Source organism: Aeromonas sp. 160P, from assembly GCF_055193095.1.
The window spans coordinates 1,959,805-1,976,500 of the sequence record NZ_JBUXKV010000001.1; the positions used below are offsets into that span (position 1 = coordinate 1,959,805).

Sequence of the window (16,696 nt, forward strand, 5' to 3'; positions counted from 1 at the left end):
TTTATTGAATTTTGGTCTTCAGCAATTTCCTAAGTAGGTAAAACGTTCACCATATATTGATTCATACACAACCTTGAACTTAACACATTTATCGAGTTCTTTTATTGCTGAGATTATTTCGTTAGGGTATGGTTCATCCTCAATCTTCAAGATCGTTACCTCTCCCCCCATGCAGATAGCTTCACCTTCAGTTATAGTATGTATAGAGTTATTTGTTCCTGTTACCTCAAGAGCCGATAATGCTTTTGTCACTGGACATTCGGTAGTTTCTATATAACAACCATCGATTATCACATCAAAGCTAATTATTGTCGCCGGGCCTAACCCATTATTTTTTAAAATGAACTCCATCGGTATGTCTTGATACGAAATTTGATCTATTATCAGGTGTGGCCTTGTGGATAGCCTATAGTATTGTCTATTTAAAAAACCCTGCCAGATAGATACAATTGTCGTTGAAAATGCAATTATTGCGGCAGACGTTGCAATTATTTCACTGTTATTCAATTTTCATTCCTTTTGGTTTTATTGCTAACGAAATATATTCTGCTAGAGAAATATCATCTGATGTCTGGGAGTATTTGATAAAAAGAAGGACTATCTTTTTTTAAAATAACTAGACCTATTCATTCACTATTTAGCATTGACATCAACTTCAACCGTTTATAAAAATGGCGGTAAAAATTGTCGTTATTAAATCCATTAGAAATGCTGACTAGAGAAAATAAAAGGGGTGACCTCTTGTGCAAGCAATAATTTTTACGCTTCGACGTACCTGAGTATTGATTTGCATAAAGCGGCCAAACCCCACGCTACCGCCCGTGGATTACAGCCTCCAGCCTGCTGCGGTCATCCGGCGATGTGGTGGGTGGCGAAACGGCTGCACAGGGTTATCTCTGCAAGAGTGGTTGCCAAGTGGGGCATATTAGTCGAGACAGGGGTAGGGTAAAACCGCAGTTGGGCAAAAATTTGCCAAAGATCAATAAATTGCTTACTCAATGGATGCTATCTGACCGCTTGGTGCGGTGACCGCAGGCAGAACTTCCCCCCTTGTTGGAAAGCACTGCCACTCAATACTCCAGAAACTTCTCGCCGCAGCACTCGCAGATCAGATGGCGCACATGGGTGGCCTGATAGGCGAGGGTCTGGCCGAAAACCGCGTTGGTCAGGCTGCTGGAGCGAAAGGCTTGCCAGAAGGCTTTGCGCGGCTCTTTGGGCATCACATCCTGGCTGTGATCCCGTGGCACCAATACCACGATATGGCGGGTGCGCTCCCTGCATTTGTCACAGCGATGGATTTCACTCGGCGGGTTCTGGTCGTGCGGGTTGCTCATAAAGGGGCTCGTGAAGAGAGTGGACGCCCATCATATTCCTCTCCACTTGGCTCTCAATCTCGCCTTGCCAGCGCAGTGAGCAGCCTCACGTTTTGACGTGCGGTTGGCTAGCAGAAGAAGTGAATTATCAAGGCGCGGGCGTGAGCCCCCGCCGTGATGTAAGGTTCAAGCCGACTCGTGCAGAGTGTTGGCATGGGCAAGCCAGGCTTCTTCGGTGACGATACGTACCGAGTGTCCTTTCTCCTGCAACAACATGGCTTTTTCGATTTTTCTGCCGTATGAGGAGAAGCGCCAATCCCGCGAACTGAGCTCACCGATGATGAGGTAATCAAGTTTCTGGGTGACAGAGTCTTGGGGAGTTGCACCCAATAGCAAGGCAGTTTCCTCGCACTGTCGGCGTGTACCGGAAAGAAACATGCCGGTGAAGCAGACAGTACAGTCATATAGGGTATCTATTTCGGAATCACTGATGGCCATCTTGGTCGCCATACCAGTGACAGCCCCCTGCTCGAAGGGATTGCCGATAAACAACATTAATTGTTGCTGCAACTCCTCTCTCTCTTCGGCAGTAATGATGCCATCCAAAAGGATGCGCTCCACCGTCTGATACAGCTGTTTTCCGGGATAGTGGGCCCTCAGCATGCTGTTTTGTTTCATCCACCAACTCAGGTAATGGATCTCGTCATCGGACAGCTGTTGATCTCCAATCAACCCCTGACAGAGCCCCTCGAGTAATAGCTTGTCTGATTCCTCTGAATAGAAGTCGACGCCCGGTAGATGACGATATGTTTCCATCAGACGAGGAAGTGCACTCATAAGGTGGACTTTTTCTTCTTCACACAACTTACCGTCTTGCAGCACATTAGCGACCATTTCCCGTAGCTCACGAAAGATCCAGCCGTTGAGGCTGGTACTCTCTTTGAGCCAAGTATCCAGATAAAGGATCTCCTGCTCATCGATGACACTGTCTGCGACTATGCCATCCAGAATCCCCATCAGATTATTCAACTGTTTGTCGCGGTTGCGTGCTGCATTGTAGTTAGCGACTGGCTGGCCATGACGATTCAATTCACCCATTGCATGATCCCTTGCTGGTTACAAAGAGAGTGGGAACTACCCGTAGAGAGATGAATCGCTGCGGGTGTACCTAATGACTTCATCATATAAAAGTTGGCTTCAATCAGGCCAGAAGACTTGCCTGCAATTAGTCACGCATGTGAGCTTTGTCGAGAAATGGTTTCCTGGAAGATTGGAGAGAGATGCCCTTGCTTGCCGATTGGCGGGCCAACTCATGTTCATCTCCTAAGTGGCGGGAACTCAAGCCGACTCCCGCTTCTGCAGATTAGGGGTGATGATATGGCGGTTGGGGGCAAGCTCGGGTTGCTGCATCCGGGTCAGCAGCCGCTTTGCCGCCTGACGGCCAATCTCCCGCGCCGGTGAGCTGACGAAGGTGAGGGCGGGGGTGGTGAGTTCGGCCTCCGCCACGTCGTCAAAGCCGAGCAGGGCCACCTGCTGGCCGATGTAGTTGTCCTTGCCCACGGTGCGTCCGCTCGCCTCAACGCCGTAAATGCCGCCGAGCGCAACCTCGGGATAGTGGCAGAGCACGGCGGTCACCTTGGGGTGCTGGTGCAGCAGCTGGGCTATGGTGTCGGCGGCGCTGCGCTGGGTGCGCTCACATTCGAGCACCCACTCCGGTTTGAAGGGCAGGCCGTATTGCAGCAGGCTGGCGCAGTAGCCGCCGATGCGCTCGGCGCGGGTGAGGGAGTCGGCCCGTCCGCCGACGTAGGCGATATGGCGGTGACCCTGTTCGATAAGGTAGGTGGTGGCCTGCTTGGCGGCGTGGGTGTTGTCGGGGCCGATAAAGTCCACGTCATCCCGATAGTAGGAGCGGGCGGCGCACACCACCGGTAGCTCTGAATCGATCAGGGTCTCCAGCGTCTTGGCCGCTGCGCCGCGCACCGGATTGAAGATAATGCCCGCCACCCCTTGGCGTGACAGGGACTGGATGCTCTGTTGCAACCGCTCCGGGCTGTGGCCGCACTGGGTCAGAAACAGCAGGTAGCCCTGCTGCTCCAGCACTTCGCTCACCCCGGCGGTCACTTCGGTATAGAAGGGGTCGGTGATGTCGCGCAGGATCAGCCCCACCAGATTGGATTGCTGGCTGCGCAGGTTGGCTGCGGCGCTGTTAGGCACGTAGTCGAGCTGCTTGATCGCCTGCTGCACCCGCTCGGCGGTGGCTGGCGAGATGCGCCCCTTGCCATTGAGCACCATGGAGACGGTAGTAACCGAAACCCCTGCCAGCTGGGCGACATCGGTGATCTTGACGTTTTTCGAGACGAGCGGTTTGGATGGCATAGGGCGAACGGGGTGCGATGGCTGGTTGAGTGCGAGGCCCCAGCATACCTGCTCAGATGCTCAAGTGAAACGTTACATCACCGTTGGGCCGATCCGGCTCACAAATTTGGATCTCCCTGCCAGCCAGCCCCTTCATTCTGTGATCCTGTCGGCACTTGTTGGCTGATAAAACGATTTATCATCCAGCAAAACCTGATGCTGACCCGCGCCTCTGCTTCGACATTGCTTCGAGCTGGGGGAGGGCAGCCACAGACATTGCTGTTTATTCACAAGGAGCCGTTTCATGGCCAAGCCCCAAGCCAAATCCACCATCTGGGAGTTCCTGCAGAGCCTCGGCAAGACCTTTATGTTGCCGGTCGCCCTGCTGGCCTTCTCGGGCATTTTGCTCGGTGTCGGTAGCTCGCTCACCAGCGATGCGGTCAAGCAGAGCATGCCCTTCCTCGACCATACCGTGCTGCAACTGCTGTTCCTCTGGATGACCAAGGTGGGGCTGGTGGCCTTTATCTACCTGCCGGTGATGTTCGCGGTGGCCATTCCGCTCGGGCTGGCGCGGGAAGAGAAGGGAGTCGCGGCCTTTGCCGGTTTCGTCGGCTATGCGGCGCTCAACCTCTCCATCAACTTCTACCTCACCGTGGCCAACGTCATCGGTGATGCGGCAGCGGAGAAGGCCTACGGGGTGAAATCGATCCTCGGTATCAGCTCCATCGACACCGGGATTCTGGGGGCCATCATCGTCGGGGTGATCGTCGCCAAACTGCACGCCCGTTTCTACACCTACCGGATGCCCGATGCGCTCGCCTTCTTCGGCGGTGCCCGCTTTGTGCCCATCATCACAGTGCTGGTGCTGGGAGTGGTCGGTCTGGTGGTGCCGTTCGCCTGGCCCTGGTTTGCCGCTGGCATCAACGGTATCGGGGCGCTTATCTCCCACGCCGGTCCCTTCGGCCCCTTCCTGTTCGGTACTGGCGAGCGTCTGCTGCTGCCGCTCGGTCTGCACCACATTCTGGTGGCGCTTATCCGCTTTACCGAAGCGGGCGGCACTCAACTGGTGTGCGGCAATGAGGTGAGCGGCGCGCTCAATATTTTCTACTCCGAGCTTGCCTGCGCCGACACTTCCGGCTTCTCGGTCTCTGCCACCTCCTTCCTCTCTCAGGGCAAGATGCCTGCCTTCCTCGGCGGCCTGCCGGGTGCGGCGCTCGCTATGTATCACTGCGCCCGCCCGGAAAATCGCGGCAAGATCAAGGCGCTGCTGGTCTCCGGTGTGGTAGCCTGCGTCATCGGCGGCATCACAGAGCCGCTGGAGTTCCTGTTCCTGTTCGTGGCGCCGGTGCTCTACGTCATTCACGCCATCCTGACGGGTCTGGGCTTTATGACCATGGGGCTGCTCGGCGTCACCATCGGCAACACCGACGGTAACCTCATCGATTTCCTGGTGTTCGGCGTGCTGCAAGGCACCGCCACCAAGTGGTATCTGGTGCCGGTCGCGGCCGCCATCTGGTTTGCCATCTACTACAGCGTGTTCCGCTTCGCCATCGTGCGCTTTAACCTGAAAACCCCCGGCCGCGAGATTGAGACCAGCGAGGCTGCCCAGCCCGCGGGCAAGAAGGCAGGCAACAGCGGTTACAACGGTGAAATCATCCTCAACGCCTTGGGCGGGGCTGATAACATCCTGGCGCTCGATAACTGCATCACCCGCCTGCGGATGTCGGTGCAGGACATGAGCCGGGTCGATGACAAGGTATTGAAGGCGAACGGCGCCATCGGGGTGATCAAGCTCGACGAGCACAACCTGCAGGTGGTGATCGGCCCGCAGGTGCATCTGGTGAAAAACCAGCTGCAGAGCCTGATGGGGGCCTGAACCGGCCAATGACATTCGAACGGGGGGCGCAAGCCCCCCTCTTTGCCTCTCCCAATATGTCTCCTGTTTATGGAGGGAGAAACTAGATGCACAATATTTATGACTTCGATCACCAGATCGACCGCCACGGCACCTACTGCACCCAGTGGGACTATGTAGCCGACCGTTTTGGCCACGCCGACCTGCTCCCCTTTACCATCTCCGACATGGATTTCGCGACCGCCCCCTGCATTCGCCAGACCCTGGCCACCCGGCTCGAACACGGGGTATTTGGCTACAGCCGCTGGAATCATGGCGACTTCAAAGGGGCGGTGAGCGACTGGTTTGCCCAGCGCTACGGGGCGACCCTCGACCCGGAGACGCTGGTCTACGGCCCCTCGGTCATCTATGTGATTGCCCAGCTGGTGAGCCTCTGGTCGGCGCCGGGCGAAGGGGTGCTGGTGCATACCCCCGCCTACGACGCCTTCGGCAATATGCTGGCCGCCAACGACAGGGTGCTGCTGCCTTGCCCGCTTAAAAAAGAGCAGGGGAGTTACCAGATCGGCTGGGCCTGCTTCGAGCAACAGGCCGCCCGCCCCGATTGCCGGATTTTGCTGCTCTGCAGCCCCCACAACCCCACCGGCCGGGTCTGGACGCGGGATGAATTGAGCAGAATGGCCGCCATCTGCCAGCGCCACGGGGTCAAGGTCATCTCGGACGACATCCATATGGATGTGAGCTTTGCCCGCTACCTGCCGTGGAGTGAGGTAGCACCGGACGATCACTGGGCACTGGTGAGCTCGGGTTCCAAATCCTTCAATATTCCGGCCCTTGGCGGCGCCTACGCCTTTATTGCCAACGCTGAGGCGCGGGCCGCCTATCTGCAGCGGCTCAAGGCGGCCCATGGCCTCTCATCGCCGCCCATTCTCGGGGTACTGGCCCATATCAGCGCCTATCGCGACGGCGGTGAGTGGCTTGATGCCCTTAAAAGCTATCTGCACGGCAACCTCGCCCATGTGGCGGCGCGGCTCAATGCCGCCTTCCCCGTCATCGACTATCGGGTGCCCGAGGGAACCTACCTCGCCTGGATTGATCTGCGCGGCCTTGGCATCGACACCACCGAACGGATGGATGCGCTGCAAACCTTGTTGGTGGAGAAATACCGGGTCGCCATCATGCGCGGCGACACCTACGGCCCGGAAGGCACAGGCTATATCCGCCTCAACGTCGGCTGCCCGCGCTCAAAGGTCGATCAAGGACTCGACGCCCTGATCGGCGCGCTGGGGGAGCTGGGGTAGGGATTGGTGCATCTGGCTGGGTGAGGTGTTGACTCATCCAGCCTGTGATCTTTATGGCGGAGCCCGGCGCGGTTGCTGCGGGCTCAGAAGGTGGCGATTAAGGGGCTATTGTGGGTGACTTGAGCCTGAATGTCTTGGCACAACATCTGAATGTGGGGCTCATCAATCTTCTCACGGGGGATATAAATGCCGATAGTCCCCTTGTTGTACTCTTCGCTCATTTGCAGCGTGCCGATGCCGAATCTGGAAAAATAATCGGCCATGCTCACCGGATAAGGCATGACAGCATTGCTGCTATTGACAATATCAATACTGGTGAGCAGGGAGTTGCTGCTGTAAATGATTTTGTCATTCAATTTCATGGCGGCGCGTTCCTGTTTTTTTCGCGCCAAATCATCGACCAGATGCAGATATTTATCCTCATCCGGCGTCACCAGCAGGCTGGGATAATCGACCAGATCCTGCTTGCTGCATATTTTCCCTGTGAGGGGATGGCCCGCTCTGACAAATACCCCATCATGAGAAATAAATAGCGGGATAAATATCAGGCTGTAATTTTTGGCCAGCCCGTGAATTTCATGTCCGAGAAACAGATCGATATGATTGCCCAACAGCAGATCGAGCAGGCGCAGATGGTTGCCGACTTCAATGTTGATGGCGCAGGATGGGTTGGCTTGCTGATAGCGGGCGCTGACAGGTTGCAATACCGGCTGCCACCACGCATGTCCGGTGCCCACGTTCAGCGGCCGCGCGGTGCGCTCGCGCAGGGTGGCCAGCTGCCTGAGGGTATCATCGTAGATCCGCTGCATTACGCGCGCCTGCTCCAGCAGCAGCTCTCCGGCGGCGGTAAGCGTCACGCCGCCAGCGTGTCTGACTAGCAAGGTCGTCTCCAGACTCTCCTCAAGCTTTTTCATGTTGTGCGTCAGCGTCGGTTGGCTGAGCCCCATTTTCCTGGCTGCCAGACTGACATTTTTGTGGGTGGCCACTTCAATAAATTGTCTTAGATGTTTGTCCACTAACATGGCGTCCGGTCATGGTCTGGTGGTGCGCCAAGCTAGTGTAATCACCATGGGCTGTCAATTATTCCCCTTCGCTGACGGGCTATTTTTTATGTGGCTCCCTTCACGTTGTATCCAATTCATTTTTGCCATTCGATAGCCGGTTTGGTGCGGGCGATCACGTAATTTTACCTGGTTATAGATGTTATCTATGTCGCTGGTGTCGCGGTCTATTTTTCTGGTGAATGCTGACCACGTAGACTGGCAAAAACGGTTTTACTCAATGCTGTTTCAATAAAAAAACAAAAAAGTAACGAAGGGAAAATATGAAAATTCGTCCATTGGCTTTATCCGTGGCGTTATGCTGCGGCGGGGTTCTTTTGTCCGGTTGTAACGACAGCTCATCCAGCGGCAACGATCACGAGGTCAAACCCGAGGTGAAGGCGCCTTGGGATTTTGATCTCTATATGGTTGGTGAATTTAGCGGCTGGGGTCGTGAGGACAAGTTCAAACTGACCTTCAAGGAGGGTGTCTATCGTCTGGACAACCTGAAGATGAACTCGGGTATGTCCCCCTTCAAAGTGGCTGGCCCCGAGTGGACCAAATATCCCGATTTCTCTGCGGATTCCCGCAAGGAGACCAGCATCTTCCCCGGTCAGGTCTATCCCATGTACTACCAGAGCAACGGGCAGAACAACCGTCTGGTGGTGACGGAAAAGGGGCTGCTCGACATTCAGGTCAAGGTGACCAATGCCGATCTGGCTGCACCGGCCATCGAGTTCACCATGGTCCGTGATGACCCCAATTACAGCGAGAGTCTCTATCTGAAAGGGATTGATGGCAATCTGGAGCCCGTCCTGCAGATGGTCTATCAAGGGGACAAGCAGTATGTGATGGTAGCCAAGCTGACGGCAGGTGAGCACAAGATAAAGATTGCCTCGGCGCAGGACGGGATCGGTTTTGGGCTCAATGCCGTCATTGCATTGAATAACCCGGTCAAGATGCAGCGCTGCGATGCTCAGTGCCAACTGGCAACAGTGCGGGTGGAGCAGGAGGGGTACTACAAGTTCCTGCTGGATGCCAGCCAGGATGAGAACGCCCCCCTGTTGCAGGTTAGCGTCGCAGGGGAGGGTGACCTTGGCATGATCAATCCCCATGAAGGGCATGAGCTTATCGAGAAGCGCGAGTATGAGACCTATAAGCCCGGAGTGACGGAAACAGCAACCTTCTCGGTCAAGCAGGCCAGTGACGAGTATCGCAGCTATGCGCAGTCGACCACTCAGGAGTTGCGTGATCCGGGCGAGAACTTTACCACCTATCAGGAGCAGTCCGATCTGCCCCGCCTGCGCTCCGGCAACATGGTGTTTGATGCCCTGTTTGCGCTGGCCGCTCACGAGATGCGCCAGAACAGCGTGGCTCAGGTCAAGGATGGCAGTTACAACGGTGGGCAGGCGATCCCTTGCGACTGCTTTGAAACCGGCGCCAAGTGGCATTACGTCTGGACGCGGGATCTCTCCTACGCCACCGATCTGGGGCTGGGGGTGCTTGATCCTCTGCGTGCGCGCAACTCCCTGCAGTTCAAGCTCTCTGATTTCAGAGCCGAGCTGAAAAGCGAGCTGGACAACCTGATCCCGCAAGGACGCCAGATCATTCAGGATACCGGCACGGGGGGTAGCTGGCCCATCAGTACCGATCGCATGAGCTGGGCCCTGGGGGCCGAGCGGGTGCTGGCCGCCCTGCCGGATGCCGAGCGCAGCGCGTTCTTGCCCGAGGTCTTTGAAGGGCTGAGCAACACCATAGAGAGTGATCGTCTGGCCGCCTTCGATAGTGCAGATGGCCTCTACGTGGGGGAGCAATCCTTTCTCGATTGGCGCGACCAGACCTATGCCAAGTGGATCACCGCAGATATTGCCCACATCGGCATGAGCAAATCCCTCTCCACCAACGTGACCCACTATCAGGGGTTGCTGCTGGCCGCGCGGGTGGCGGGCGAACTGGGTCACGATGAGCTGGCGAGCCGCTATAACCAGTGGGCGGGCGAGCTGAAACTGGCGATCAATCGTGCTTTCTGGCTGGCTGACGAGAAGATGTATGCCAGCCTGATCAACACCAGTACCGATCAGAGCCCGGCCTACAAGTTTGATCTATTGGGGGAATCCCTCGCCATTCTGGCCGGTATTGCCGATGAGGTGCAGGCCAAAGAGATTATCAGTCGTTACCCCATGGGCCCTTATGGCGCGCCTGTCTACTTCCCGCAGCAACCCGATATGCCGGTTTACCATAACCGCGCGATCTGGCCCTTCGTCTCCGCCTACGGGCTGAAGGCGGCGGCCCTGGTGCAGAACGTTGCCGTGGTCGATCACCATATCGACTCCCTGATGCGCGGTGCCGCGCTGAACCTCTCCAACATGGAGAATCTTGAGTGGTTATCCGGCCAACCCTCCCTGATGGATCTGACCCATCCCGATTTGACGGGGCCGGTGATTAACTCCCAGCGCCAGCTCTGGTCTGTCGGGGGTTACCTTGGCATGGTGACCGACACCACCTTCGGCTACAAAGTGGAAGAGGGGGGGATCCGGATCAAGCCGTTCATTACCTCCCACCTGCACCGCTTGATGGGGGCCAAGCCTGAGGCTGCGCTTAAGGGGTTGACCTACCGTGGCAAGCAGATTGACATAGTGCTGCACCTGCCGGAGCTGGGCGGGGAGGGCAGTTACTATCCGGTGCAGAGCATGACGCACAATGGCGTCCCGGTGGGCGAGCTGATCAATGAAGGTATGCTGGCCACCAGCAACCGGATTGAGGTGACGCTCGGTGCCGCCGTGGCTGACGATCAGGGGATCCGCCTGATCAAGGATGTGGCGCCGCTGGATGTCGAGAATCGGCAGGTGTTTGCTCCGACCGAGCCAACCTTGCTGGGGGTCAGCGAGCAGCAGGGCAAGTTGATGATCGCCTTGCAGGACAATATCAACAAGGGGGCGATCAGCTACAACATCTATCGGGATGGCAAGCTGGTAGCCTCCGGGCTGAATAGTGCGACCAGCTGGGTCGACGATATGGCACTGCAGCCGGGCAAGGCCTATTGCTACAGTGCCGAGGCAGTCTATCCGGAGTCCGGCAACCGCTCCCATCATGCCAAGCCGGTGTGCTATCAGCCTGCGCTGCAACATATCGCCATCGATGGGGCCAACGTCTCCCATACCGGTAGCGTGAGCGCCGCCGATGGGGCCATTCCCGTTCCTTACCTCAAGGATTGGGGCCGCCCCGACGACAGCTTGCTGGTGCAGGGGGTCAAGCTCGATGGCAAGCGCACCATTCGCCTGCAATACAGCAATGCCCAGCATGCCATCAATCTGGGGGTGACCAACGGGGTGAAACGGATCTCGGTGGTGAGCGGTGGCCAGGTTGTCGCCAGCGGCATGGTGCAGATGCCCCATGTGATGAAAGAGGGCGACCTCAAACCGCTGCGTGACTCGACGCCGTTCGTGGTGGATCTGCCCGCTGGGGAGTATGACATCCGGGTGAGCGATTTCTACAACATGAGCTATCTGAAGGCGAACGACACCTACAACGATGCGGGAGGTCAAAAGGGAGCGGTCAATCTGATCGATCTCGCCAGCATCACCGTCTCGGCGCGCTAAGCGGGCAAACAAAACGGCCAAACAAAACCGCCCCGGCTAGCTGCCGGGGCGGTTTTTATTTATCGATAGCAATGTGCCGTGCGGGTGAGCAAGGGCTCAGCGATAGCGGCCGCGTACCGAGCTGCTGGCGCGGCCTGCCATCTTGATCAGGCTCTGGCGGGTGTGCAGGTGGCAGAGCGCGACGCCGAGTGCATCCGCCGCATCTGCCTGCGGGGTGGCGGAGAGTTTCAGCAGATGGGTCACCATATGCTGCACCTGCTCCTTGGCGGCGCCGCCAGTGCCGACTACCGCCTGCTTGATCTGGGTGGCGGAGTACTCGCTCACTGGCAGATAGGCGTTGACTGCGGCGACGATGGCGCTGCCCCGGGCCTGTCCCAGTTTCAGGGCCGAGTCGGCGTTGCGGGCCATAAAGACCCGCTCGATGGCAAACTCGGTAGGCTTGAACTGGGTGATGATCTCGCATACCCCATCATAAACCTGCTTGAGGCGCGCTGGCAGTTCGCCGCAATCGGTGCGGATGCAGCCAGAGCCGAGATATTCGGCCTTGCCGCCCACCACCCGGATAACCCCGTAGCCGGTGATCCGCGATCCCGGATCTATGCCCAAAATAATGCTCATGGGTTGTGATTGCTCTAAAGGCGAGTGATGGTCGCCAAGATAGCAAACTGCGGCCAGTTTGGCTGCACACTGTATGTACGAACAGTAAAAAGAGGGCTTTAATATGACAAAAACGGCCCCGAAGGGCCGTTGCGTCATAACGGAGTGCTGTCAGGATCAGGCTGCGTGATCGACCTTGTGTGGCTGGGAGAATCCTTCCAGCTCGCCCGGGGCGAAGTTGTCTACCTGAATCGCTTCGTAGCGCAGGGCATCGGCGGCCAGCAGTTTGTCCGCTTCGTCCTTGCTCAGGATGGAACCGGCAAGCGCGGCGGCGACCAGCTCCGGCAGGGCCATCTTGCGGGGCAGTTTGCCCTCTTTCTGGGCCTGCACCAGCTTCTTCTCGTAGGGCTGAACGGCGACCATGGCCTGGAAGGCGCGTTCCATCAGGCCAACCGGATCCGCATCGTCCTTGCCCACATAACAGAGGGCGGTCAGACGGTCGCGGAACTCGCCCGGCTTCATCATGGCCAGACAGATGGCGTGGCAGCGATCGTCTGCCGGCATCTTGTAACCGACGCCGAACGGGAAAACCACCCGCTTGAGCACGGCACCCACCACCTTGTTCGGGAAGTTCTGGAAGAAGCCCTCGAACGCCTTGCCAATCAGGTAGAGGTTGCGCTCCACCGCGTACTGCACGAACGGCAGATCGGAGACCATGCGGCCCTGATCCTCGTAGTGCTTGAGGGTAGAGGAGGCCAGATAGAGGTGGCTCAACACGTCACCCAGACGGGCGGAAATCATCTCCTTGCGCTTGAGATCGCCACCCAGCATCAGCATGGAGACGTCGGCGCACAGGGCCAGCCCTTTACTCATGCGCGACAGCTGCTTGTAGTAACGGGCGGTTTCGCCAGCCACCGGTGCGCTGTTGAACTGACCCAGGGTCAGCCCCTGGAACAGGGCGCCGAAGAAGTTGCCGGTACCGAAGGCGATGTGCTTCAGCAGCAGGGCATCGAACTTCTCGAGACCGCGCTCCACGTCGGTGTCGGCGGCTGCTTCCAGCTCGGCAAATACGTAAGGGTGGCAGCGGGTCGCCCCTTGCCCGAAGATCATCAGGTTACGGGTCAGGATGTTGGCCCCTTCCACCGTGATGGCGACCGGAATACCCATGTAGGCGTAGCCGGTGTAGTTTTTCGGACCGAGCTGGATGGCACGACCGGCGTGGATGTCCATGGAGTCATCCATGATCTGGCGCGCCATCTCGGTCATGTGGTACTTGGAGATGGCGGTGACTATGGCCGGTGCCTGACCCAAATCCAGGGAACCTGCGGTCATGCGACGGGCCCCTTCCAGCTGATAGGTGAGGCCGCCGATGCGAGCCAGCGCCTCTTGCACCCCTTCAAACTTGCCGATGGACATGCCGAACTGTTTGCGCACGTAGGAGTAGGCGCCCACGGTGCGGCTTGCCATGTGACCACAAGCGGTGCCAAGGGCAGGCAGCGAGATGCCACGACCGGCGGAGAGACACTCCACCAGCATGCGCCAGCCACGGCCAGCGTAATCCGGGCCGCCGATGATCCAGTCGAGCGGAATGAACACATCCTTGCCGAAGGTCGGGCCGTTCAGGAACGCCAGACCCATGGGGTAGTGGCGATCGCCAACGCGCACGCCCGGGTGGCTGGTGGGGATGAGCGCGCAGGTGATGCCGAGCTCTTCCTTGTCACCCAGCAGTTTTTCCGGGTCATAGAGTTTGAACGCCAAGCCCAGCACGGTGGCGCGGGGCGCCAGGGTGATGTAGCGCTTGTTCCAGTTGAGGCGAATACCCAGCACCTCTTCACCCTTGTGCATCCCCTTGCAGACAATGCCTTTGTCAGGAATGGCACCCGCATCTGAGCCCGCTTCCGGCCCGGTCAGGGCGAAGCAGGGCACCTCTTTGCCATTGGCCAGCCCCGGCAGCCAGAAATCTTTCTGGGCCTGGGTGCCGTAGTGCATCAGCAGCTCGCCCGGGCCGAGGGAGTTGGGCACCATGACGGTGACCGCCACGCTCAGGCTCTTGGTGGCGATGCGGGTGACTATGGTGGAGTTGGCAATCGCCGAGAATTCACGGCCGCCGTAGGATTTCGGAATGATCAGGGAGAAGAAGCCTTCCTTCTTCAGATAGTCCCACACCGGCTCCGGCAGGTCTTTGGTTTCGTTGACGATCTTGAAGTCATCAACCATGGCGAGCAGGGTTTCGACCTGATTGTCGATAAAGGCCTGCTCTTCGGCGCTCAGTTCGGCCTTGCCGTAACCGTGCAGTTTTTTCCAGTCGGGGTTGCCGCGAAACAACTCGCCATCCCACCAGACGGAGCCGGCTTCCATGGCCTCCCGCTCGGTAGCTGACAAGGGCGGCAGTATCTTTTTGAAGATGCCGAACACCGGACGGGTTACCACCTTTTTACGGATGGAGGGCACGCCGAGCACAACGGCTATCGCCAGCACCAGCAGGACAAGCAATGTGATCATACCGAAGTTCCTTCTATTTCACTGTTTCCGTTGATTTGTTGTTGGTTGTTACACAGCCAGGGAGAGCCTGGTCGACTCCACGGGCGCCCCGACTCCGGACGCCAGATAAGGAATAACGTTGCGCACCAGCCCTTCCACATCGAGCTGCTGGCCAAAGTCGGCCAGGGCGATGTCGCGTAGCGCATCGGCGGAGGCCATGGTGAACACGACTGTGCCCAGGGTGAAGTGCAGGCGCCAGAAGAGATCCGCCGGCGACAGGGCCGGATTGGCCTTGGAGATCGCCTGGGTGATCCGCATCAGAATGGGGCCGTAGTGGGCGGTGATAAAGCGGCGCAGGTGGCCCTGGCTGTCGATATAGCCGCGTCCCAGCAGCTGCATGAAGATGGCCGGGCCGTTGGTGCGCACCGCCGATAGCTTCATCAGCGGCTCGACAAAACTTTCAAACAGTTGCAGCAGGGTCAGCTGCTCCTGCTCCATCAGCACCCGCAGGCGGGCATCGAGATCGGGCATGAACAGGCTCATGTAGCGGTCGAGCACCGCCTGGATCAGCTCCTTCTTGGAGCCGAAGTGATAGTTCACCGACGCCAGATTGACGTCGGCCTCACTGGTGATCAGACGCAAAGAGGTATCGGCGAATCCCCGCTCGGCAAACAGCACTTCAGCGGCATCGAGAATACGGTTTTTGGTATCGATTTTACTCACTGGTCACCTCACTTAAACGAATGTTTAAAAAGTACGTTTCATAACGTGAAGTGTCAAGGGAATGTGAATAAGTGTTAGCGGAATGTTTTTCGATGAAAAAAGCAAAGTGGGCGGAACTTAGTCAAAAAGCCGGACTCTATATCTATGCCACTGCAATTAAACATTAAGTCTCGCCCAACCTGCACCATGCTAGTTGGGCCTTTTTTTGCGCGTTTGTTACTGGTTTGCGGTTTGCAGGCAAAAAAAAACCGCCGCAGGGTGCGACGGTGGGGAAAGTGAGTTCGCGTCATCCTGACGGCAAACTATCGATGCGAGTTCAGGCTGTATCGACGGGGGCAGTATGCCAGCCAGAGCCCCTCAGACTATGTCAGCTTCGCGGTATTTTGTGACAAAGTGTGGCAAGCACTGGCGTGGCCCAAGCTGCCGCTCTTTGTTATGCTGCCCCTTCAAAATATGAGGGGAGAGAAGATGAAGTACCCGGTCGATACCCACACGCACACCATTGCCAGCACCCACGCCTACAGCACCATCCACGACTATCTGCCGATAGCCAAGGCCAAGGGGATCAAGCTGTTCGCCACCACGGATCACGGCCCCGAGATGGCGGATGCCCCTCATGTCTGGCACTTTGCCAACTTGCCAATACTGCCAAGAGTGGTGGATGGCGTCGGGATCCTGCGGGGTATCGAAGCCAACATCAAAAACCTGGAGGGGGAGATCGACTTCCCTGAGCGTTACGAATCGCGCCTCGACATGATCATGGCGGGCTTTCATGAACAGGTATTCCCTCCCTGCGATCAGGCCGCCCACACTCAGGCGATGATCAACGCCATCAAGAGCGGCCGGGTTGACATGATCAGCCACCCGGGTAACCCCTCATTTCCCATCGACATTCAGGCGGTGGTCAAGGCGGCGGCTGACTATCGAGTGGCGCTGGAGATCAACAACTCCTCCTTCATTCATTCGCGCCCGGGTAGTGAAGGCAACTGCCGCGCCATCGTGGAAGCTGCGCGGGATCTGGGGGCCTATCTCACCTTCGGCTCCGATTCCCACGTCGCCTTCAGCCTCGGTGATTTTGACCACTGCCACCGTCTGGTGACCGAGGCCGGTTTCCCGCTGGAGCGGATCCTGGTGCGCTCCCCCCGTGCCCTGCTCGAATTTCTCGAAAGCCGTGGCCGTGCCCATATCCCCGAGTTTGCAGACCTGTAGATATTCGCTAACACATTGAGCCAATAGATAAAACAGGATTGGTGCAGCAGTGACTAGCGTCATCTGCAAATAGCCGAGATGGCTGGGAGGACAATAAGGCAAGCTTTGTCGATCCCAGCCCCTTGGTAGTAAAGGGCTGCGGCAAGCCCAGCACTCGGTGAGTCAGGTTTTTTCTGGTTTTAAAAATTTCTGCTATCCTGGCGTTTTACCGCTTTTTATGTGATGG

Annotated in this window: 12 protein-coding genes; 4 read left to right on the top strand and 8 right to left on the bottom strand. The window is 57.4% G+C overall.

What is annotated here, in order from left to right; all coding sequences use genetic code 11:
• Nucleotides 1-18 precede the first annotated feature (18 nt).
• The 4 genes from ACY8FN_RS09275 to ACY8FN_RS09290 all read right to left on the bottom strand — a co-directional run bounded on the left by ACY8FN_RS09275 (nt 19) and on the right by ACY8FN_RS09290 (nt 3,689).
• Entirely contained in the window at nt 19-507 is a 489-nt protein-coding gene (locus ACY8FN_RS09275) for a hypothetical protein (protein WP_463099827.1), read from the bottom strand.
• Nucleotides 508-1,070: 563 nt separating this feature from the next.
• Entirely contained in the window at nt 1,071-1,334 is a 264-nt protein-coding gene (locus ACY8FN_RS09280; RefSeq protein WP_463099828.1) for a hypothetical protein, read from the bottom strand.
• A 165-nt stretch (nt 1,335-1,499) separates the two neighbouring features.
• Nucleotides 1,500-2,411, bottom strand: a complete 912-nt coding sequence (locus ACY8FN_RS09285) for a BRCT domain-containing protein (RefSeq protein WP_139719061.1) — start codon at nt 2,409-2,411, stop codon at nt 1,500-1,502.
• 240 nt (nt 2,412-2,651) lie between these two features.
• Entirely contained in the window at nt 2,652-3,689 is a 1,038-nt protein-coding gene (locus ACY8FN_RS09290; RefSeq protein WP_463099829.1) for a Mal regulon transcriptional regulator MalI, read from the bottom strand.
• Between the two features lie 283 nt (nt 3,690-3,972).
• On the opposite strand from ACY8FN_RS09290, the gene malX reads away from it, so the two are divergent.
• Nucleotides 3,973-5,544, top strand: a complete 1,572-nt coding sequence (gene malX, locus ACY8FN_RS09295; protein ID WP_463099830.1) for a maltose/glucose-specific PTS transporter subunit IIBC — start codon at nt 3,973-3,975, stop codon at nt 5,542-5,544.
• A gap of 86 nt (nt 5,545-5,630) precedes the next feature.
• Nucleotides 5,631-6,821 (top strand): MalY/PatB family protein, encoded by a 1,191-nt coding sequence (locus ACY8FN_RS09300; RefSeq protein ID WP_463099831.1) that lies wholly within the window; start codon nt 5,631-5,633, stop codon nt 6,819-6,821.
• Between the two features lie 83 nt (nt 6,822-6,904).
• Here ACY8FN_RS09300 and ACY8FN_RS09305 read toward each other — a convergent pair whose 3' ends face one another.
• Nucleotides 6,905-7,837, bottom strand: coding sequence for a LysR family transcriptional regulator (locus ACY8FN_RS09305; RefSeq protein ID WP_463101150.1), 933 nt, complete (start codon nt 7,835-7,837; stop codon nt 6,905-6,907).
• A 521-nt stretch (nt 7,838-8,358) separates the two neighbouring features.
• Here ACY8FN_RS09305 and ACY8FN_RS09310 point away from each other — a divergent pair.
• Nucleotides 8,359-11,460 (top strand): hypothetical protein, encoded by a 3,102-nt coding sequence (locus tag ACY8FN_RS09310; RefSeq protein ID WP_463101151.1) that lies wholly within the window; start codon nt 8,359-8,361, stop codon nt 11,458-11,460.
• 96 nt (nt 11,461-11,556) lie between these two features.
• On the opposite strand, the gene ruvC is transcribed toward ACY8FN_RS09310, so the two are convergent.
• From ruvC to psrA, 3 genes are all read right to left on the bottom strand, one after another.
• On the bottom strand, nt 11,557-12,078 hold the full coding sequence (gene ruvC, locus ACY8FN_RS09315) for a crossover junction endodeoxyribonuclease RuvC (protein WP_033136529.1): 522 nt from the start codon (nt 12,076-12,078) through the stop codon (nt 11,557-11,559).
• Nucleotides 12,079-12,234: 156 nt separating this feature from the next.
• On the bottom strand, nt 12,235-14,559 hold the full coding sequence (locus tag ACY8FN_RS09320) for an acyl-CoA dehydrogenase (protein ID WP_101347661.1): 2,325 nt from the start codon (nt 14,557-14,559) through the stop codon (nt 12,235-12,237).
• Nucleotides 14,560-14,607: 48 nt separating this feature from the next.
• Complete coding sequence (psrA, locus tag ACY8FN_RS09325) at nt 14,608-15,261, bottom strand: TetR family transcriptional repressor PsrA (RefSeq protein ID WP_463099832.1); 654 nt, start codon at nt 15,259-15,261, stop codon at nt 14,608-14,610.
• 468 nt (nt 15,262-15,729) lie between these two features.
• Between psrA and ACY8FN_RS09330 the strand changes: the two genes are divergently transcribed.
• Nucleotides 15,730-16,470 (top strand): phosphatase, encoded by a 741-nt coding sequence (locus ACY8FN_RS09330; RefSeq protein WP_101347659.1) that lies wholly within the window; start codon nt 15,730-15,732, stop codon nt 16,468-16,470.
• The last annotated feature ends 226 nt before the right edge of the window (nt 16,471-16,696 follow it).